The sequence below is a fragment of the Microtetraspora sp. NBRC 13810 genome (assembly GCF_030268685.1).
Lineage (GTDB): Bacteria > Actinomycetota > Actinomycetes > Streptosporangiales > Streptosporangiaceae > BSRQ01.
In genome coordinates this window covers 147904-166961 of record NZ_BSRQ01000021.1, presented here as the reverse complement: position 1 = coordinate 166961, position 19058 = coordinate 147904, and the positions used below count along the sequence as shown (strand labels likewise).

At 67.2% G+C, this 19058-nt stretch carries 23 protein-coding genes and 2 pseudogenes; 13 read left to right on the top strand and 12 right to left on the bottom strand.

The features are described 5' to 3' along the window. Window positions 1–273 precede the first annotated feature (273 nt). From QSK26_RS33150 to QSK26_RS41975, 5 genes and pseudogenes are all read left to right on the top strand, one after another. Entirely contained in the window at window positions 274–576 is a 303-nt protein-coding gene (locus QSK26_RS33150; RefSeq protein ID WP_285779257.1) for a DUF6980 family protein, read from the top strand. A gap of 709 nt (window positions 577–1285) precedes the next feature. Further along, window positions 1286–1543 (top strand): HD domain-containing protein, encoded by a 258-nt coding sequence (locus QSK26_RS33140; protein ID WP_285779270.1) that lies wholly within the window; start codon window positions 1286–1288, stop codon window positions 1541–1543. Window positions 1544–1661: 118 nt separating this feature from the next. After that, window positions 1662–1946 (top strand): transposase, encoded by a 285-nt coding sequence (locus tag QSK26_RS33135; protein ID WP_285779255.1) that lies wholly within the window; start codon window positions 1662–1664, stop codon window positions 1944–1946. A gap of 52 nt (window positions 1947–1998) precedes the next feature. Beyond that, window positions 1999–2235 carry a DDE-type integrase/transposase/recombinase gene (locus tag QSK26_RS41980; RefSeq protein ID WP_352244445.1) on the top strand — a complete coding sequence of 79 codons (237 nt, stop codon included), beginning with the start codon at window positions 1999–2001 and terminating at the stop codon, window positions 2233–2235. Continuing rightward, a pseudogene (locus tag QSK26_RS41975) lies at window positions 2160–2492 on the top strand (HD domain-containing protein); the annotation flags it as partial. The gene QSK26_RS41980 and the pseudogene QSK26_RS41975, both read left to right, overlap by 76 nt. Window positions 2493–2748: 256 nt before the next feature. Here QSK26_RS41975 and QSK26_RS33130 read toward each other — a convergent pair. The 5 genes from QSK26_RS33130 to QSK26_RS33110 form a co-directional block, all read right to left on the bottom strand. Continuing rightward, window positions 2749–3102: a DUF3703 domain-containing protein gene (locus QSK26_RS33130; RefSeq protein WP_285779254.1), complete on the bottom strand. Its 354-nt coding sequence runs from the start codon at window positions 3100–3102 to the stop codon at window positions 2749–2751. Beyond that, window positions 3099–3326, bottom strand: a complete 228-nt coding sequence (locus QSK26_RS33125; RefSeq protein WP_285779253.1) for a hypothetical protein — start codon at window positions 3324–3326, stop codon at window positions 3099–3101. The genes QSK26_RS33130 and QSK26_RS33125 overlap by 4 nt, the downstream gene beginning before the upstream one ends. Continuing rightward, window positions 3319–3732 carry an ArsR/SmtB family transcription factor gene (locus QSK26_RS33120; RefSeq protein WP_285779252.1) on the bottom strand — a complete coding sequence of 138 codons (414 nt, stop codon included), beginning with the start codon at window positions 3730–3732 and terminating at the stop codon, window positions 3319–3321. Before QSK26_RS33120 ends, QSK26_RS33125 begins: the two co-directional genes overlap by 8 nt. Window positions 3733–3797: 65 nt before the next feature. After that, window positions 3798–4430 carry a vitamin K epoxide reductase family protein gene (locus tag QSK26_RS33115; RefSeq protein ID WP_502888772.1) on the bottom strand — a complete coding sequence of 211 codons (633 nt, stop codon included), beginning with the start codon at window positions 4428–4430 and terminating at the stop codon, window positions 3798–3800. Continuing rightward, a complete protein-coding gene (locus tag QSK26_RS33110; RefSeq protein WP_285779250.1) occupies window positions 4411–5091 on the bottom strand; it encodes a DsbA family protein in 681 nt (226 codons plus the stop codon). The genes QSK26_RS33115 and QSK26_RS33110 overlap by 20 nt, the downstream gene beginning before the upstream one ends. A gap of 222 nt (window positions 5092–5313) precedes the next feature. Between QSK26_RS33110 and QSK26_RS33105 the strand changes: the two genes are divergently transcribed. Both QSK26_RS33105 and QSK26_RS33100 read left to right on the top strand, forming a co-directional pair. Further along, a complete protein-coding gene (locus QSK26_RS33105) occupies window positions 5314–5736 on the top strand; it encodes an ArsR/SmtB family transcription factor (protein ID WP_285779249.1) in 423 nt (140 codons plus the stop codon). A gap of 350 nt (window positions 5737–6086) precedes the next feature. Beyond that, window positions 6087–6677 (top strand): copper resistance protein CopC, encoded by a 591-nt coding sequence (locus QSK26_RS33100; RefSeq protein ID WP_285779248.1) that lies wholly within the window; start codon window positions 6087–6089, stop codon window positions 6675–6677. 1 nt (window position 6678) lies between these two features. Here the strand turns inward: QSK26_RS33100 and QSK26_RS33095 are convergent, their stop codons facing one another. After that, the gene (locus QSK26_RS33095; protein ID WP_285779247.1) at window positions 6679–8646 is read right to left on the bottom strand and encodes a bifunctional copper resistance protein CopD/cytochrome c oxidase assembly protein; all 1968 of its coding nucleotides are present in this window, start codon (window positions 8644–8646) and stop codon (window positions 6679–6681) included. Window positions 8647–8745: 99 nt separating this feature from the next. Then, complete coding sequence (locus QSK26_RS33090; RefSeq protein WP_285779246.1) at window positions 8746–9357, bottom strand: thioredoxin-like domain-containing protein; 612 nt, start codon at window positions 9355–9357, stop codon at window positions 8746–8748. Window positions 9358–9529: 172 nt separating this feature from the next. Between QSK26_RS33090 and QSK26_RS33085 the strand changes: the two genes are divergently transcribed. Next, window positions 9530–9703: a hypothetical protein gene (locus QSK26_RS33085; RefSeq protein WP_285779245.1), complete on the top strand. Its 174-nt coding sequence runs from the start codon at window positions 9530–9532 to the stop codon at window positions 9701–9703. A gap of 312 nt (window positions 9704–10015) precedes the next feature. Next, window positions 10016–10954 (top strand): c-type cytochrome biogenesis protein CcsB, encoded by a 939-nt coding sequence (gene ccsB / locus QSK26_RS33080; protein ID WP_285779244.1) that lies wholly within the window; start codon window positions 10016–10018, stop codon window positions 10952–10954. Window positions 10955–11162: 208 nt separating this feature from the next. On the opposite strand, the gene QSK26_RS33075 is transcribed toward ccsB, so the two are convergent. The 3 genes from QSK26_RS33075 to QSK26_RS33065 form a co-directional block, all read right to left on the bottom strand. Further along, window positions 11163–12164, bottom strand: a complete 1002-nt coding sequence (locus tag QSK26_RS33075) for a C40 family peptidase (RefSeq protein WP_285779243.1) — start codon at window positions 12162–12164, stop codon at window positions 11163–11165. Between the two features lie 335 nt (window positions 12165–12499). Beyond that, window positions 12500–13447 carry a M56 family metallopeptidase gene (locus QSK26_RS33070; RefSeq protein WP_285779242.1) on the bottom strand — a complete coding sequence of 316 codons (948 nt, stop codon included), beginning with the start codon at window positions 13445–13447 and terminating at the stop codon, window positions 12500–12502. Then, window positions 13444–13818, bottom strand: a complete 375-nt coding sequence (locus QSK26_RS33065; RefSeq protein WP_352244439.1) for a BlaI/MecI/CopY family transcriptional regulator — start codon at window positions 13816–13818, stop codon at window positions 13444–13446. The genes QSK26_RS33070 and QSK26_RS33065 overlap by 4 nt, the downstream gene beginning before the upstream one ends. 154 nt (window positions 13819–13972) lie before the next feature. On the opposite strand from QSK26_RS33065, the gene QSK26_RS33060 reads away from it, so the two are divergent. Together QSK26_RS33060 and QSK26_RS33055 are read left to right on the top strand one after the other, a co-directional pair. Beyond that, window positions 13973–14323, top strand: coding sequence for a BlaI/MecI/CopY family transcriptional regulator (locus QSK26_RS33060; protein WP_285779241.1), 351 nt, complete (start codon window positions 13973–13975; stop codon window positions 14321–14323). Window positions 14324–14372: 49 nt separating this feature from the next. Next, the gene (locus tag QSK26_RS33055) at window positions 14373–15347 is read left to right on the top strand and encodes a M56 family metallopeptidase (RefSeq protein ID WP_285779240.1); all 975 of its coding nucleotides are present in this window, start codon (window positions 14373–14375) and stop codon (window positions 15345–15347) included. A gap of 140 nt (window positions 15348–15487) precedes the next feature. Here QSK26_RS33055 and QSK26_RS33050 read toward each other — a convergent pair. Further along, window positions 15488–15829, bottom strand: a pseudogene (locus tag QSK26_RS33050) (MmyB family transcriptional regulator); the annotation flags it as partial. A 734-nt stretch (window positions 15830–16563) separates the two neighbouring features. Between QSK26_RS33050 and QSK26_RS33045 the strand changes: the two are divergent. Then, window positions 16564–17688 carry a sporulation protein gene (locus QSK26_RS33045; protein WP_352244438.1) on the top strand — a complete coding sequence of 375 codons (1125 nt, stop codon included), beginning with the start codon at window positions 16564–16566 and terminating at the stop codon, window positions 17686–17688. A 322-nt stretch (window positions 17689–18010) separates the two neighbouring features. Continuing rightward, on the top strand, window positions 18011–18301 hold the full coding sequence (locus QSK26_RS33040) for a hypothetical protein (RefSeq protein WP_285779238.1): 291 nt from the start codon (window positions 18011–18013) through the stop codon (window positions 18299–18301). Between the two features lie 393 nt (window positions 18302–18694). On the opposite strand, the gene QSK26_RS33035 is transcribed toward QSK26_RS33040, so the two are convergent. Beyond that, window positions 18695–18898: a GlsB/YeaQ/YmgE family stress response membrane protein gene (locus QSK26_RS33035; RefSeq protein ID WP_502888771.1), complete on the bottom strand. Its 204-nt coding sequence runs from the start codon at window positions 18896–18898 to the stop codon at window positions 18695–18697. Window positions 18899–19058 lie beyond the last annotated feature (160 nt).

Below are 19058 nucleotides of genomic sequence, written 5' to 3'. Positions count from 1 at the left end.
GCCAGCACCCCCTCCGGGGCGGGCTCAGGCGGGGCGACACGAGGAGGCGACTTGACCTGCCGGGCCACGAGCAGGGCGAGACCAGACCTGCGACGCCCGTGCCGTTGACCGTCGACCGCCGAATGACCACCACCCATCCGACTGGAGCCGGCAGGGCCGGTTCGATTCCCGTCACCCGCTTCACGTGTCGAGACCCAGGGGCGGAAGGATGACCTGGGCCTCGCTCGTCTCCGGCCCTCTTCGAGATTTCCATGCCATGAGAGAGAGGCTGACTTGATCGAGGACTGCTGCGAGTCGATGGCCGGTCAGTTGGATTGGGAGTGCGATCACCATACAGACCCGTTCGACTGTCCGGACGCGCTGATCCACTTCGCCGAGCGGTTCGTCGAGTACGGCTTGATCGTCCATGATGGCGGGTCGTCTTCCATCACGATCTCTTTCTGCCCCTGGTGCGGGACACGGCTACCCGAATCTCAGCGGGACCGATGGTTCGATGCGCTGGAGGCGCTCGGGGTCGACCCGTGGAACGACGACATCCCCGCCGAGTACCAAGATGGACGCTGGTTGCGCTCCTGACCCCTTTAAGCGGCGCCGCCTCGACCGTTCTCGTCCCCCTTGACGGATCAGTTGTCGGGGGATGTTCAGCACCGGCTGTAAGAAGAGCTGCGCAGCCGAGGCCGGAAGCGGCTGTGCCCGATCCAGCACGTCGTACTGCCTCCAGCACAGCTCCCGCGCCAGGCCGGGCATGCCGCAGTCGGACGCGATCAGCGCGGCCTTGTTGCACACCTCAGCCGCCTGTACGAGTCCTTGTTCCCCTGCGCCTGGGTGCGCGGCGAGTTCTACCAGTTCCCTGACCCGGGCCTCCAGCGGAGCCCCTGGCGGACGGGCCCGCTGAACCAGCGGGAACCACGAAGGCGTCAGAAGCATGCGGATCCTCCATTCTCGGGGTGGTGCCTGGTGGGATCACAGCCGGACACCACACCACTGGCGGCAGCCGCCAAGCTGGCTTGCGTCGCATGCGGCAGCCCGGTCCGGTTCCAGGCGAAGATCACGTGGTGCGTCAAGACGGCGCGAAGTCCGCGACGTAGCCGACCGGCGGCCGCGAAGCCGGCCAGGTCCCGCCCTGTGGTGGCGTACGCCGCCGGCCACGCGGCGGCGCACGCGAAGGTCGCCGGCCGTCGTAGACTCCCGGACGCGGACCGTACAGGGCGGTCCGTAGACATTGTGCGAGAAGGGATAGGAGCAGCGTGGGGGAGTCGGCGACGCCAGACGATCTGGATTTCTCCTGTGGGGAAAGTCCCGGGGGTTGGTCAGTCCGTACCCTCTGATCTGCCACCTGCTCGACACGGCGGCCATGGCCGCTACCCTATGGGATCAGTATCTCTCACCTGGGGTCAAGCACGTCATCGCCACCTCTATGGGGATGGCCGATGACGAAGCCCGGCGCGCGATCACCTTCTGGGCCGGGCTGCATGACATCGGCAAGTGCATGGCCTGTTTCCAGGTGATGGACCCAGACGCCTGGAAACTGCTCAACGGATAGCCAGGCGTGGCTGGCGAGAAGCGCCGGCACGATTATGCTGCGCATGTGTGATGAGGTGCCCCTGATCTTCCGGACACGGTGCCAAGTAAAGTGCTGAGTGTTCTGGAAGGAAGGGTCCGTGGCGGGCAAGAATTATTCAGAGGAGTTCAAGAGCGAGGTCGTTAAGGCCGTCTTGGACGAGCAGTTGACGATTGGTCAGGCGGCGAAGGACTTTGGAGTCTCCCGGGAGACCGTCCGCAACTGGGTCACCAAGGAGAAGCGCCGCCGGTCGGGTAACACCGAGCAGGCTCGAGATGCTGCGGAGCGGGCGCGAATACGCGAGATGGAGCGCCGCATCGTCGAACTTGAGCAGGAGAACGCCTTCTTGAAAAAATGCGCAGCCTTCTTTGCGAGGGAGCAGTAGCCGGCGAGAAATACTCGCTGATCCACGCGGAGAAGGCTAATTTTCTTTGGACGTGCGCTATCCGGCCGGTTTGGTTTGCGCCGCCCTCGACATGGCTGTCATGCGGATTGATATTCCTAGTGGAGCGATATTTCACTCGGACCGGGGCAGTCAATATACGTCTCGCGAATTTGCTGTCACGTTGAACCGGCATGGAATGAGGCATTTACTCCGGTGTCCAGAAAACGCGGGGCATGTCAGTGGCTCGGCCAGTCGCTGGCCCGGCTGGGCTACAACGCCCGCAGTGTGAACGGCGTCGCCTTTCTGGCAGCTCAATTACTCGGCGGCCATCATGGCCGCTTCTACGCGCGGGATCATCGGGAGTGTCGTGATGCTGCGACAGCGATAGTGCCGGAACTGGGGGAGGGGAAATGGGAACAGCAGCGGAAAGTCCTCTTCGACACCGTCGCCGCCATTGTGGACCCGTCACGCCCTCTCGACGCCATCAGCGGTGAAGCCGCGGCCCTGGTGTGCGGGATCGTCATCCTTGCCGACTGGCTGGTAAGCCAAGACGATCACCTGGCCCAGCGTCTGCCCGCCGTCCCCGCGACCGTGGACGGGCTCCAGGCCCACTACGGGCGGTCCTTGCAGGTGGCACCAGCCCTGATCCAGGAGGCCGGACTGTCCCCGGTACGGCTCGGCAGCGCGAGCTTCGCCGAGGAGTTCCCCTCCATCGCAACACTCAGCACTTTACTTGGCACCGTGTCCGGAAGATCAGGGGCACCTCAGGCGGAAGGAGCAGGGCTTATTACACGCTGTACCGTCAGCTGGTGGCCTGCAGCAGTACGGCAAGGTCATCGGGTAGTGGCATGGGCTTGGTCAGGCCGGCGTGGACACGGCCGGTGTTGCCTTCGGGGTAGCGGCCGAGCGCGGAGCCGGGCGCGGCGACGATGATCCGAACGACCTGGCCGATCGCCTCACGCCGGTCGCGCTGGCGTACGGCAAGGGCGAACATGGCGACGTGGTTGGCGGTGTGCGGCCAGGGCCACGGCTGGGAGAGGATATGCGCCCTTTCCAGGTGCCGCCAGCGCGCCATATCGTCGGTGGCAGCGCGGGCGGCGCGCATTTCGAAGCGGTAGGCGGTGCGTACGGGGGCGGGCATCGGGCGACCGATCATCGAGACTCCTTAGCGGCGGGCGAGCAGCAGCCGTCAGTGCAGTCCCTGGTGCTGCCGCCTCTGATCTTGTCGCGATCGCCCGCGCCGGCGCCGGTCGCGATCGGCAGGAGGGTCCTGTTGGCCGGGGCTTGCGGCGCGCCGACCAGTTGCAGGACCGCTGCGGTCTCGGTGTCCGAGGAGGTGGTGGCGGCGGGGGCGTCGGGGGCGCAGCATGCGTCAGACATGGCCTGCCTTTTCCTCCTGGACCGGGTTGTCGTGCTCGGTGCAGGCGTAGTCGCCGGGCGCGCAGGGCTCGCCGGAGGCAGCGGTTCCGGCCTGGTCGACGAGCAGTACGAGGGAGGCCAGCTCGGCCAGAGCGTGCGCCAGCTTGGCGTCGGCCAGCTCGTAGCGTACGCGGCGGCCCACCGGCACGGTGCGCACCAGCCCGCAGCCGCGCAGGCAGGCCAGGTGGTTGGACACATTGCCGCGGGTCATGCCGAGCCGCTCGGCCAGATCGGCGGGGTAGGCGGGTTCTCGCAGCAGCTCAAGCAGTAGCCGGCGCCGGTTCTCGTCGGCCAGCGCGGTGCCCACCCGGGCCAATGCCTCGGCGTCCACGACCACCGCAAAGGTGGGGGAATCGGTCGTTTCCACACCATCGACGGTACAGTCAATCATGAATCAAGTACAGGCTTGATTCATGATTGACTGTATTGAGGTCAGAGCAGAGTGCTCCAGTAGGACCAGAACCGAATGCCGATCGCCGTGATGACGGCCAAGAACCACAGCGTGAGCGGCACTGCGTGGTATCCGATGACACTGTGGGCCGTTCGCAGCCGGCGAAGACTGTGCAGAGTGACGTACCAGAACAGCGGGATCGTGACCGCCCAGACCACCATGCAGTACGGGCACAGCGCGCCGATGACGTACAGGCTCTGGTAGATCAGCCAGTGCACGAATACGACGCCGAACGTCACGCCGGCCTGCAGGCCCATCCAGAACCAGCGGGGGAGCGCCGCGCCCGCGAGCATCGCGACGCCAACCGTGGTCACGATCGCGAAGCCGGCCACTCCCAGCAGCGGATTAGGGAAACCGAACGCCTCGGCCTGCGGTGTGTTCATCACTGAGCCACAGGACAGGACGGGGTTGAGGCTGCAACTCGGCACGTACGCCGGGTTCTTCAGCAGGGCGATCTTCTCGATCGAGAGCGTGAATGCCGCCGCCAGGCCGACTAGGCCGCCGGTCGTCAGCAGCCGGGGCAGCAGTCGCGGGAACGGGACCGCCTCTTCGTCCTCTGCGGACAGGGGTGCGTCGGCGAGCTCGGGCAAGGGCTCAGCTTGCGAGCGCTGCATCGATGGCCGCCTTGAAGTCGTCCACGGACTGGGGTTCGAGCTTCTGGCCGTTGAGGAAGAATGTCGGCGTACCGCTGACGCCCAGGGCCTGCCCGTCGGCTACGTCCTTTTTGATCCGCTCCAACGTCGCGGGATCGTTGTATGCCTTGTCCCAGGCGGCCAGATCCAGGCCGAGGTCCTTGGCGAAGCCGCGGAACACCTCATCTGCCGGAACCTGCTTCTCGCCCCACTGGCTCTGCGTCTGGTACATGCGCTGGTACATCGCGTCGAATTTGTCCTGCCCTGCGGCGGCCTCGACGGCGCGGGCAGCGCGTTCGGCATTGAAGTGGCCGGGCAGCGGGAAGTACCGGGCGACAAAGGTGACCTTGCCGGCGTACTGCTCACGCAGATCCTCCACGATGGGGAAGGCCGCCCGGCACGCCTCGCACTCGAAGTCGAGGAACTCCACCAGCGTCACCTTGCCATCGGCGGCGACCGATAACTTGTGGCTGTCGGCGCGCACGAAGCGGGACTCGCCGGCCGCTACCTCGGCCGACTCGGAGCCGGAGACCCGGTTGACGACGAACACGGCGGCCAGCACGACCGCGAACACGCCGATCACGGTCAGCGAGATGGTGAGATTCTTGTTGCGCCTGCGGGCGCGCTCCTCCTGCTCACGCATCGCGGAGATCTTGGCCCGGCGCGTCTGGCCGCGGTCTCGGGGGTCCGGCATCTCGCCTCTTCTCATTGTGAATGGTCGGAAAGGTCGGAAAGGTCAGGGCTGGTTGCGGCAACGCCTGGAACATCCTCATGGGCGTTGATATGTCGTCGGAGCCTATCGGCGGTGCGCGCGGGTCCCGGCCCGGGCGCGGATCAGCGCCGAGCGGCCTGTTACGGTGACCCGATGGTCGAAGAGGAGCGGTGCTCGCTGTTGTGCCTGGACCTGCCCCACGCTGAAGCCGTGCGTGCCGACCTGCCCGAGAGTCAGGACATCGCCGTGGCCAGCGGACGGGCCAGGGCCCTGGCTGATGCCTCCCGGCTGCGAATCGCGCTGGCCCTTCGGGCGGGCGGTGAAATGTGCGTGTGCGACCTGGCCTGGGTCTGCGGCCTGACCCAGAACCTCGCCTCCCATCACCTGCGTGTGCTGCGCTCGGCCGAGCTTGCCGTCTCCCGCCGCGTCGGCAAGCTCGTCATCTACTCGCTGACCGACGCCGGCCGGACCATGTTGGCCGCCTTGACCGGTGCGGGCCTCCCCGCGATCCACGCTGATCGCCCTGCGGCCGAAGTCTTGCCGGCCGCAGCAGCGGACGCGTCCTACGAGCGCTGAACGCCAACTGGTTCCATCGTCAACCGTCCTGCGTGAGGTCACGTCACCCACAAGTCTCCGTCCCGGCTCTCGAAGCGGGCTCCCTTGTGGCGCCCGCGCACATCTTCGACATAGTGTAGAAGTATCCAGTGTCAGACTTCTGTGAGGTCGCTTCGTGTTCGACGTTGTATCGGCCCTCCTGCCTCCTCTCGTGGTGGGAGGCGCGGTTGTGACCGGCATCGTGTGGCTAGTGCGTAGCGAGGCGCGCGCGAAGGCGGCCGAATCCGCCGATTCCAGTGCCGACGGCGCTACACCGGCAAGTGAGATCTGACTGTGTAGCCCGACGCCCGTCTCGAAAGCGAGCTCACTGCATGTTGTTCCGCGCGGCCTTCGCGCTGTTCGCGGCCCTCACGGTCGCGCTGTTCCACTCGACCGCAGCGCAGGCACACGACATCCTGAAATCCAGCAAGCCGGCCAAGGATGCCAAGGTCACCACCCTCGAAGAGGTGGAGTTGGAGTTCAACAATCCGGTGACCTTTCCGAGGGTGGTGGTGCTCGACGCCTCAGGAGAGCAAGTCCAGGAGGGCGAAGCACAACTACATGGCAAGAAGGTCGTCCAGAGGCTACGCGCGGTGATCTCACCGGGAAAGTACACGATCGGCTTCCGGGTGATCTCCTCCGACGGCCACCCAAGGAGTGGCGAGGTCCCCTTCACTGTTGCCGCCGCCCCTACGCCGACTTCTAGTGAGTCTCCCTCGGAGCAGGCCGGCGGCAGTGCGCCGGCGCAGGCCCCGCCGAGTATTCAGCCGGTGCAGCCCTCGCTGACCCCACAAGCTGAAGCTCGGAACATACCAGCCGGTGGCGGCTCAACCGCCGTTCTCCTCCTGGGAGCAGGAGTCATCGCTGCGCTGACAGCGGGAGTCTTCGTCTTGGTAGGTCGAAGGCGTCGCCCTGATGCCTGAGTCATCGCTCGCCCCCTCGTTGACCGAGCCGCTTGAGGTAGTCGTTGTAGGCGGCCAGGTCCGCATCGGCACGCAGATCAGAGCGGCGGTCCTCGCGCCGGGCTTCGCGGTGGTCACTGATCCCCCATTGCACCGCGATGGTGATGACGACGATCATGGTTGGGATCTCACCGAACGCCCACGCCATGCCGCCGGCTGTCTGCTGATCTGTCAGGGCGGAGACGCCCCAGGTCCGGCCGAGACCCTCATACCAGGAGGAGGCGATCACGGTACCCATGCTCATCATCGCGATGCCGAAGAAGGCGTGAAAGGGCATCGTCATCATCAGGGCCATGAGCCGGCCTATATACGGGAGACGGCGCGGACCGGGGTCCACACCGATGACGGTCCAGAAGAACAGCAGCCCGGACAACAGGAAGTGGACATTCATGAGGATGTGCCCCACGGGCTGGCGCATCGCTGTCTCGAACAGCGACGTGAAGTACAGCGCGTAGGAACCGCTCACGAAGAGTGCGACGGCGACGGCCGGATGTGTCACCACCGTGGAAAACCGGCTGTGCAGTAAGGTGACGATCCACTCGCGCGGCCCCCGGTCTCCGCGCACCGCAGGCTTGATCGCCCGCAGTGCCAGCGTTACCGGCGCCCCGAGCACCACGAAGATCGGCGCCAGCATCGCCAGCCCCATGTGCTGCATCATGTGCATGCTGAACAGCACGGGCGCGTAGACGGCGATCCCGCTTTGAGTGAAGACCACGATAATGGCGAGCCCGAGAATCCAGGCAACCGATCGGCCGACCGGCCACCGGTCGCCTCGGCGGCGCAGCCGTAGCACGCCGAGCAGGTACAGCACCCCGGCCGTTACGACCGCGAGGGCGAAGAACAGGTCGGGACGCCACATCGTGGCCAGCCGGCCAAGTGTGATCTCAGGTGGGAGTGCGTAGCCGAGCAGGTCGCGAGCCGGGTCGGATGGCAGCACCGTCGTTGGAGGCGCGGTACGGGACAGGGCGACGGCAAGCCCGACGACCGCGGCCATGACCAGTAGCTCACCGACGGCGACTCGCTGGAACGCCCGCGGCCTTCCAGCATCCAGATCGGCCAGGGTCCGGCGCCGGTGCAGCCAGCCGATCAATCCGAGGAGAACGAGCGCGGCGGTCTTGGCCAGGAGCATCAGCCCGTACGGGGAGGAGACCACCTGCCCGAAGTCAGTGAGCCTGGCGGCCGCACTGGCCACCCCGCTCACCGCCACGCCGGCGAAGCACCACAACGCCAGCCTGGAGAACCGCCGTGCGGCGATGGCCGGCTGCGAGCTTCCCATCAGGGCGTGGGCGAGCGTGGCGGCCAGGCCGCCGATCCACAGCGTAAGGGTGACGACGTGCAGGCCGAGCCCGATGATCGCCATCGAGTGATTCGGCGAGGAAGCCGAGTGACCGGTCAGCACGGGAGGCAACAGGGCGACCAGGGCGACGACCAGCAGACCGGCCGTGGAGTTGACCGAGTTCACGCCTCCGGCACACAACGCGACACCCGTTACGAGGATCACCACCAGCGACAACGCCTGGCCCTGCGGGAGGGTACTGATGAAACCGATGATCTCCTCCGGGGCAAGGAGGGGCACCGGGGCGGCGAGAAGGTCGGAGAGCGTGAACAGCAGGGTGAGCGTCGCCGCCGCCACCCAGCCAAGTGCTGCCCACGACGCCCCCTGTACGTACCGGCGAGCCTGCTCCCCAAGTAGCCCTCTGTTCGAGGGAAACAACGCCACCGCCGCTACCAGGCAGCCCACGGTCGCCACCGCGAGGAGATTCGCGAGCACTTTGGCTGCGGGCAGACCCCAGCGAGTGATCGCGCCCGCGTCGGGAATCCCGGCGACTGCCGTGGACTGTGCTGCTCCGCCTGCCAACATGCCGATGGAGAGAGCCACACCTGCCGCGATCAGAGTGGCGAAGAGATAACAAACCAGCCGCACAGACATGAGTTACGGTCCTTCGTCCATTGGAGGTGGGCGACGAGGGTCGCTTCACTGATGTACTGCCGACGGGGGTGTCCCAGCGGAAGCAGGCGCTGGAGGCCATCAAAGAACCGGCTCTCCGACGCCTCCGGTGCAGGCCGCACCCTGCTCGGGAGTACCCGGCCCCTGGATGTAGGCGTTGAGGAAGGCGGGCAACCGCGGATCGTCGAGCGTGGCGAACGTCAGTTGACTGCCCCAGGCGCTCGCCACGACCGGAGAGTCCTGACCCGCGAAGGGCGAGAGGACGACGTAATCACGACTGGAGACGAGTTCACGCAGCCTGTCGATGTCGGCCTGCGGAAGCCCGGGCCGGTAGGTGATCCAGACCGCCCCGTGCTCCAACGCGTGCACGACGTTCTCACCGCGGGGTTGCTCGCTGTAGATCCCGCAGTTCTGCCAGGCAGGGTCGTGGTCGCCACCGATCGGAGGGCTCTGCGGATAGGTGACCGCCTCGGTGGTGTGGTTACGGCTGGAGATGGCCACTGTCTGGACGGCGTCCAACGAAGTACGGCTCAGCTCATTGCGGATCATCACTGTCCCGGCGGCCACCACACTGCCCACTCCCAGCAGCACTGTTCCGGCGATCGTGAACGTGCGGATACGCTCCGCCCTGCGCTGCTTCGCCTGGAGCTTCCCCAACCGCTCTTTGATCGTGGTGTTCGCCTCGTCACCCATCCGGACCCCTTCTTCCTTCTACATAGCGTAGAACTTCTACAGTATGTCGGAGATAGGAGCCGCGAGGACATATCTCCGGCCTGGAGGAGGGGGCCGGATCCCCGCCAACCAGACAGATCCCGCCCGGTCAGCGCGACCGGACGGGAGCTCATGGTGCTTTGTGGGTCAGTTGATGGGCGTATCCGTCTTCTCGGTCAGCGTGATGTCGGCCGTGCGGGCCGATGACCTGGCCGGTCACAGCGCGCCGCCGGAGTTACCCGGGTTGATCGCCGCGTCGGTCTGGATCGCACCGCCGATCGTCGTCGGGGTGCTGTCCGCGCAGGCGCGCCTGTTCCCATGGCCGTAGCGGCGAAGGCTCCTGCCACGCCGCCGACCATCGCCATCGCGGCCAGCGCGAGGCCCGTCAGAAGCTTCTGCCTCGAGGTGAATCTGCGCCGCGGGGCGGGGACGGCCTGGTCGAGCGGTTTCGCGAACACGGCCGTGCCGTCACCTGGGTCGGATCGGTGGGCCAAGCGATCGTGCACTACCTTTCTACTATCGTCCATAGTAGAAGTGCGTGGTAATCAGGAACAACCAAGCCGGACATGGAGATCAGCGCACGGAGCGCCAAAGCCCGGCACCTCGCGTGGACGCGTCACTGCATGACACAGGAGCGGAAATGCCCTATCTCAATACAGGTCTCGCCACTTTGAGCGACCAGCTCGTGCTCGCCTGCATACTCCTCTACGTCTTAGCCATGATCGGTTATGCCCTGCAGCTCGGCTTCGGCCACTTGTCAACGGCCAGACCCGTAGGTGCCCTTCTCGCAAACAGCTCCGCTCCGGCGGGCGGCAGCGGCGCCGATGACCACGCAAACGTTTCCCACCCTCGATGGGCGGCTGTTGCCGGCACCGCAGCCATGCTTCTGTGCTGGCTGGGCTGGACCGCGAATCTCGGGGCGGTCCTGGCCCGGGGGATCGCCGTCGCGCGGTGGCCCTGGGGCAATATGTACGAGTTCATCGTGGCCATGTCGTTCGGTGCCGTGACGGCGTTCCTCTTCATGCAGCTCCGTCACCCAATGCGTTTTCTCGGGCCTTTCGTTTGCGTCGCGGCAACACTCGGGCTCGGGTTCGCGGTCCGCTATCTGCACGTCCAGGCCGGTCCTGTCATGCCCGCGCTCAACACGTACTGGATAGCGATCCACGTGTCGGCAGCGGTTGTGGCGAGCGGGCTGTTCATAGTGGCAGGAGTGACCGGCATCCTCTACCTGGTGAGGAAGAGCTCATCCGTGCGCCTGCCTTCCCGTTCCGAGCTGGAGCTGGTGGCGCATCGGGCCATTGTGATCGCCTTTCCGATCTGGACCTTCGCCGTGATCGCCGGCGCGTTGTGGGCTGACAAGGCCTGGGGCCGATACTGGGGCTGGGATCCCAAGGAGATCTGGGCCTTCATCACCTGGATCACTTACGCCGCCTACTTGCACGCCCGGGTCACGGCCGGCTGGCGAGGTACCTCGGCGACCATCGTCCAGCTCGTGGGCCTGGCTACCCTTCTGTTCAACCTCATAGGCGTGAACATGTTCATCGCCGGCCTCCACTCCTACGCCGGCCTCCCCGGCTGAACGTCGCCTTAGATGAATCTCCGGTGTATGCGGCGCAGGCGGGCCAAGTTCCGCAGGCTGAGGCGCGCTAGGGAACGTCCCTTCGTCCGGCCATGATCCGCCGGGCCGGGCCCCTGAAGGTGACCGGTGCCCGGCGGCACTGCGAGGGCGAGCAGCCGGTGATCGTGATGAGTTCCGTTCCGCCTCTGCCGTAGGTTCCGGCCCGGTGTCACGGGCGCACTGCGCCCAAGAGCCGCCCCCACCAGTAGTCGTCAAGGTCGACCACCTTGACCACGTCGCCGGTTCGTGGGGCATGCACCATCTTGCCGTTCCCGGCGTACATGCCCATGTGGCCGAGGCCCTTGCTGAACAACAGGTCACCAGGTTGGAGCTGATCGAGATCCAACGGGACCCTGCGGCTCGCACCCCAACTCCACTGTTCCCACGTGGTGCGGGGAAGGGTGACGCCGGCCTGCCCCCAGGACGTCTGGGTCAGCCCCGAGCAGTCGTATCCTCCGGGCCCTACGGCCCCAAACTGGTAAGGCTTACCGATCTGCCGATAGGCGAACTCCAGTGCGGTCCGAGCGTTGCCGGAGGCAGGGCCGGTGTAAGGCAATCCAACGCTGTTGGGGTCTCCCTGGCGGAAGGCGCCTAGTCGGCGCAAGAGCTTCGTCTGCTCATCGACCATACGCTTGGCCTTAGCTCGCGCTTCCGCCAGCGTCTCCCTGGCGGTTTCCGCCGTAGCCAGCCCCCGTTTCGCCTTGTCGTGGCGGTCTTGCAGGGAACGGGTGGCCTCGTCGAAGGCGCGGAGGGATTCCACTCGACCGGCCGACATCTGGTCCATCGCGGCAAGACTGCCCAGAACCGCCTCCGGCCTGCTGCCGGTGATCAGCGCCCCGGTGCTGGTCATGTCTCCGTACTGGTAGGCCCCTACGGCCATATCGACCAGCTCACTACGGAGATCATCGACTGTCCTGCGCTGCTGCTTGTAAGCCGTGTCGAGCCGGTCGTAGTCCTTCTTGGCTTTCTTCCACCGTTCGGTGGCCAGGTTGTAGCGATCGACGATTCTGCCTACCTCGTCGTTCAGCTTTTCAAGCCTCGCCTGAGCCTGAGGGATGGTCGGCCGCGGCTCAGCCATTGCCGAATCCGGCGGCAGGAGGAGCAAGGCGACCGCCGTCGCCGTAGCGGAGAGTAACCGCACGGGCCTTGCCAACTTGCCTGCCTTGGTCACTCTCGTGCCCTTCCGTTCGGCCGGATTCAGGGCGCAATGCTACCTAGATCACGCTTGCCTCATTACGGTTTACTCCGTATCTCATGTCTCGACGGCAGTCGATTCGAGGACGTCGGCTTCGGCGAGCCGGAGCATGAAGACGGAGGGGGCGAGAGAAGAAGCAGCTCACGGGCGCACCATCCTGCGATTCCATAGTCGTGGAAGGTGTCGACGATCTACCTAGATCTACTACCATTGCTAGTAGCTACATCGGCCAGCGGGCGGCCCGGCCTCGTTGAGGACCACCCGTTCACGCAGCGCGGAGGTTCTGCCGGTGACCTGCGAGAGGCACGAGATCAGAAGATGAAGGACTCACAGTAGTGGGCGAGAAACGCCCTGACGCCCGGCATGGCGGCCACCGCGGCCGGTCCGGCGAGGAGCACTCCGATGGTGAGGATGCCGACCAGACGCTCCCTCTGGCGTAGCGGCTCCACCGGGTCGAGCAGTCGCCGCACTCGTACGAGAGCCGTCTCCCCGCCCGCCCCCAGCGCGAAATCCGGGACCCGGCCGGTGGCCAACCCGACGAGCGCGGCGGCTATATGCACCCGAGGGTGGCCCCTGGCCGCCACGTCATCAGCCAGCAGTTCGACCAGACGGGCGATCTCGCTCGAAGCGCGGGCGAACAGCGGTGCTCCAGAGAAGGCACGGACAAGCGTCCGAACCGCCGCGAGCACCAGATGATGACGTCCCCGCAGATGGGCGTGCTCGTGGGCGAGCACCGCAGCGGTTTGCGCGGAGGTAAGTGTTCGAAGCGCACCCGTGGTGATCACAGGCAGGCCGTGACGACCCGGCAGGCAGTAGGCCATGCACTCGTCATAGTCCACCACCATGGCACCCAGTCGGCTGTCATGACGGCCGACGATGGCGAGCATCTCCGCGTGGCGTCGTCTCTCCCTCCTGGCACTGAGCAATACACAGGCGGCGCAGTAGGTGATCCGCACCACGAGCACGCCCGCGAGGAGCAGAGCGATGCGGGCACTCGCTGATGTGAAAGGCACCCCGTGCGAGAGAAGGGTTGCGCAGGCCTCGAAGAAATCTGCCAGCCCGTGCCCGAGCACCGAAGCCGGTACCGCGACGGCCAAGGCGGCCAGCAGAGCGGAGACAACCACCGAAGCACATGCTGCCTGCCACATGGCGATAGCCAGACGGGGTGCCCGCTCAAACCAGGCCACCTGGGACAGCAGCCGAGGCAGCGCCACGACGCCGAGAGCCGCGTAGAGCGCCAGGAGCATCGCGACGATCACGGACGGTGCTCTTTCGGCGGGTACACCTGAAGCGCTGCCTGAAGAGCGGCGGCCTCTTCGGGCGTCAGCCGTTCCAGGAAGTGCACGAGAGTGGCCGCCTGGTTGCCGCTGCTGGCCAGGGACTCGCGCATGAGGTCGGCTGTGTACGCCTCCTTGCTCGCCACCGTCTCGTAGAGGTAGGCGCGCCCGGCCAGGTGTCGTTTGAGCAGACCCTTGGTGTGCAGTTTGTCCATCACTGTCATCACCGTCGTGTACGCGATGTCGCGTTCCCGCCGTAGGTCCTCGAGGACGTCTTTGACTGAAGCGGGCCGCCGATGAGCCCACAGCCAATCCATGATTGTGGCTTCCAGGTCGCCCAGTCCGCGCAGCATTCGGCACTCCCCCCTGCCACGGGTCAGAGCAATACTACTGGCGGCCGTAGTCACGCAGCCCGCACTGCACGAAGCCCTTCCGTACCGCCGATGCCCAGAGCGGGTTATCTTCTACTCTCAGTAGAGGGGTGTGGACGGCGATGAGGTGAGACCGATGCGGCTCGGAACCCTGGAACGGGCGATCATGGAAGCCCTCTGGGCCCATCCCGAAGGACTACTCGCCCAAGACCTGGCGAACGCGCTTCCCTCCCAGCCAGCGGTCACCACTGTGCTCACCGTCCTGGTACGGCTGTCACGCAAGGGCATGGTGTCCAGAGAACGGGCCGGACGGGCCCACCTCTACCGGGCCACTGCCGGTAAGGACGCCTTCGTCGCGGAGACCATGCGCGCCGCTCTGGAGGACGCGGGAGATCTCGAAGCGGTGGTCAACCGGTTCATCGGCACCGTCTCCCCGGAGGCCGCCACGGCATTGCGCGACGCGCTGGCCGGGAGGAAGGAACCGTGACCGGCCGGCCGGCAGTCACCGGTGCGGCGCCGGGCGGGAGGCAAAGGCCGTGACCGGCTGGCTGGTGGCCGCCGGTGCCGTTCTGCCGCCCCTCCTGTTTGGCGGGCGGGCGGTCGAGTGGCTGTCCACAGCCGGCTGGACCCGTCGTTCCCCGCGGGCCGCGCTCGCGCTGTGGCAGGCGATCGGCCTGGCAGCCGGCCTGGGAGCCGTGGGGGTTGGCCTGGTGGCAGCGGTCGCGCCGCTGGCGGCGGTCTTCCCGCACGGCGTGCACAGTCTGGCCGGTCAGTTCGCCGCCGGGCGTGGCCTGGAGGGGCTCGGCGTCGTCCATGTCGCGGCGCTGGCGTGGTCACTGGCCCTGACCACGTGGCTGGTCATGCACACGGCCCGGGTCACGGTACGGACCGTCGCCCAGCAGCGGCGTCAACGTCTGCTCGTGGACCTGCTCGCCCCGTACTCTGCCGCACACGACGCCTACGTGCTTCCCGGCGCTCAACCGCTCGCCTACTGCGTCCCCGGCCGCCGGGCGCGGATCGTACTGTCCCAGGGAGCGCTCGACTTGCTCGACCCGGCTGAACTCGACGCCGTACTCGCCCATGAGCGGGCGCACGCCCGGGGGCACCACGCGCTCCTGCTCCTGCCCTTCCTCGCCCTCCACAACGCCTTTCCCTGGCTTCCGGTCGCTCGCGGCGCCCGCCGTACCGTCCCCGTCCTGCTGGAGATGCTCGCTGACGACCGGGCACGCCGGGCACGGGGGGAGTGGCCGCTGGCCCAGGCACTGGTGCGGATGGCGACCGCTCCCCATGATGGCGCGGCAGGCGCTCTCGCGATGGCCGACACAGCGGTTCCGCAGCGCGTGGAGCGGCTGATCGGCGGCGGCGCACGCTCCAGTCGGACGTTGGGCGTGCCTGCCTATGCGATGGCCGCGCTTCTCATCGCCGGGCCGCTCGGAGTCCTGCTCGCGCCCCTCGTGTGCGCCACCGGGCCGGGGCTCGGTCCGGCCTGCACGCTGATCTGGTGCGCGTGAGGCGCTCCAGCAGGTCATGAACGCCGGACTGCGGGTACATCCGTTCCTTGTGCCGCGTCGGGTAGGGCCCTTCGACCACACTGACCTGCAGACGAGACGAAACCTCCTCCGGTGACGAAGGGCGTGATTCTCGCCTTCCGCTACTCGTCGGCGGGCGTCCACAGTGGATACGAGATTCGTGTGGCCAAGGCACTGACGGACTTACTTCCTGGCGCGAGGCGTCGTTCGAGGCTCTGTGCCAGCACGGCGAGTGCATCGGTGTCAGATGAGCCGGGACCCGCATAGAACAGCCCGATCTGCTGGTCATCGTCAGGCAGGGTGACCGTCTCGTTCGCCAGGGTCACTCGCCCGATGACAGGATGGTCGAGTTCCCGCAGAGAGTACGAGCAGGTTTGGACGGGACGCCGCGACCACATTCGCGCGAACTGCGGGTTGTCGACGGCGAGCCGGCCGACGAGCCGTTCGAGCTCCAGGTTGGACGGATGCCGCGCAGCCTACGACGGGCTGAAGGACGTGGCGCAGGCCGCCTCTCTGGGCAAGTTCAAGGGCCGTCTGGCGTTCTTGCGGGACCTGGACGCCCTGGGGGCGCGCGAAGCCCTGGGCCTCGAACAGCAGGCCGGCGGCCACAGCGGCGACGCCGCGGGCCAGGGGGTGGTGGCCGAGCGGGCGGGCCGGTTGGTGCTCAAGGCTCTGGAGCAGGCCGGAGGCGCCGGCGGCCGCGAATTACCGACGCCGCCAACGCCACCGCCGCCGAAGGCCCTCCGGTCGACCCCGACGACCTGGCCACCATCTCCCCCCACATCACCCACACCATCCGCCGGTTCGGCAACTGGACCCTCAACCTCACCCCACCGGTCCAGGAACCCACCACTCATCTCGATCTCGAACCCCGCGTCCTGTTCGCCCCCTGACGCGGGCATCCCCGAGCCGCCGGTTCGGGACTACGACTCCTGGTGTCACATCGGATCGTCCGGCACCCACATCGCCCAGGTCCTGGCCAACCCGGGGTCCGGACTGCCGCAGGGAGCCGAGAGGTATCTGCGCCACACCATGCGACGGCCGGGCCTTGACGCTGAGGTCGCGCACCGCCTGCAGGCCGCGCTGGAGGCCTGGGACGCCCGCCGGTAGACGGCCCGGATCTCTTACCTGCCGATCGGTATGGGCGGCGGGGAACCACCATCCCGTGCTGATCGTTTGCTGGGCGAGTTCATCACGCATGACAGAGAGGAAATTCGTGATCTTCAAACGGGTGCTGGGGACCTTCGGTGTAGGGGCCCCTTCGGTGGACACCGTCCTGGCCTCCCCGCGCGTGCAGCCGGGCGAGCTGCTGCGCGGGGAGGTGCGCGTCAAGGGCGGCGACTTCGACGCCGACATCGAGTACATCACCCTGGGGCTGGTCACCCGGGTCGAGGCTGAGCACGGCGAGGGTGAGCAGGTTGGCCTGGTGGAGTTCCACCGGGCCCAGGTCTCGGGGCCGTTTCGGCTGCGCAGCGGCGAGGACAAGGTCGTGCCCTTCCAGTTCCCCGTGCCGTGGGAGGCGCCGATCACCGAGGTGATCGGCCATCGCCTGCACGGCATGGCCATGGGGGTGCGCACCGAGTTGGCCATCGCCGCCGCCGTCGACAAGGGCGACCTGGACCCGGTCGAGATCGTCCCCCTGGCCTCCCAGGAGGCGGTGCTGCAGGCGTTTTCCCGGCTCGGCTTCGGCTTCAAGAGCGCCGACCTGGAGATGGGCCACATCTACGGCGTCAACCAGCAGCTGCCGTTCTACCAGGAGATCGAGTTCTACCCGCCGCCGGCCTACTCCGGGCAGATCAATGAGGTCGAGCTGACCTTCATCACCAACCCCGGCGGGATGGACATCGTCCTGGAGGCCGACAAGCGCGCTGGCGGCTACAGCTCCGGCGGGGATGCCTTCGGCCGCTGGAGCACCAGCCACTCCGAGGCGCCGCACCGCGACTGGGCCTCAGAGATCAACGGCTGGCTGGCCGCCCTGGCCCAGCGCGGCCACGGCGGCTACGCGGGCGGCCATGGGGTTCACGACCCGTATGCCTCTCACGGCACGACCTACGGCGGCCACCACGACCCCTACGCCCACGGCGGCGGCCACCAGGGCGGCTACGGCGGTCCCAGCCCTTACGGCCCCCAGGGCGGTCACCACGACCCGTACGCCCACGGCGGGCACCAGAGCGGCCACCACGGTCATCACGAGCACCGCGACGGCCCGGGCTGGGGCGCAGTGGCCGCGGCCGGTGCGGCCGGTCTGGTCGGCGGGTTCGTCGCCGCCGAGATCGCCGATGAGATCTTCGACGACGAGGATGAGGGCGGAGACGAGGAGTGAGGTGGCCGAGGCCGGCCCGCTGAACGGCTGCGCCTGCGCCCTGATGCGAATGTGATGACGACGGCCCGTCCCGCGGCGTATACGGGGCGGGCCGTTATCGTTGCAGGTCCGCTGCACAGGCCCGAGGCGATGCCGGGTCACAGCAGCTGAACAGTTACCACCCGCCCAACTGGCGCGGCAAGCTGCTGGTGCTGTTCCTGCTGGGGTTCGTGGCCACCGCCTTCATCGTGACGATCGCTCTGTCGGCCGCCGAGGCCACCGCGCACATCCTGCACAACCCGTTCGTTCCGGAGTTGTAGGCTGGCAGGTCCCGGTCACGCTGGTGCTGATCGCCGCTCTGGGCAGGGTGTTTCTGGCCGGGTTCAGCGAGGCCATCTCGATCGCCGTCGTCCTGGTGGCCGAGGAGTTCGCCGAGGGCGGGGCGGCCAACGGCCGTGCCCTGGCCTATCTGGCCCACGAATTCCTGGGCGGCTGGTTCGGCACTGCCTACGACCTGTCCACGATCGCGATCCTGTGGTTCGCCGGGGCCTCGGCGATGGCCGGTCTGCTCAACATCGTGCCGCGCTACGGCATGGCCCCGGACTGGTCGCGTGCGGACGGCCGATGGTGCTGATCTTCACCGCCATCTCCTTCCTCATCACGCTGGTCTTCGGCGCCGACGTCGAATCCCAGGGCGGGGCGCCACCGGCGTGCTCGCCCTGATCCTGTCGGCCGCCATCGCCGTCACCCTGTCGACGTGGACCGGCCGCCGCACCCACCCCGATAGCGGCCCAGCCTGGAATGGAAGCCCGGCTGCGGGCCTGAGATGACGGCCCGCCCCGTGGCGTATACGGGGCGGGCCGTCATCATCGTGGCTGTTGGTGCCCCCAGCCCCGGCGGCCGAACCCGGCATGTGATCCAATCGGCACCACTTCGATGCCGGGGCGCGGACGTCAGCGGATCTGGCGCTTGCCGTCGGCCTTGACCGCGAGCACCACCCCACCGGCGGCCGGCGCGACCTGGATGATCAGCTCGATCCAGTCGAAACCCCGGGTGTCGGCCACCCCAGCACCCCGGCGACGGCGGTGCCGATCAGCGCCGCGACGACGCCGATCACGATGGTCAGCCAGATCGGGGTGGACTGGCGCCCCGGAACGACCAGCCGGCCCAGTGCGCCGATCACGATGCCGACGATGAGGGCGGAGATGAGACCTGTGATTCCATGCTGCACGCTTCCGCGAGATGACCGCCGGGCCTACCGGCCCCGCGGGCCGATCACTGTGTCCAACGCCGTGCCGCCTGTCCGGGTTCCCCCGGTGGCGCATCGTGTGGCGGGTGCCGCCGGGAGGCGGCGCGTTCGAAGGGTGAGTCCGACGAGGGTGGGCGCGAAG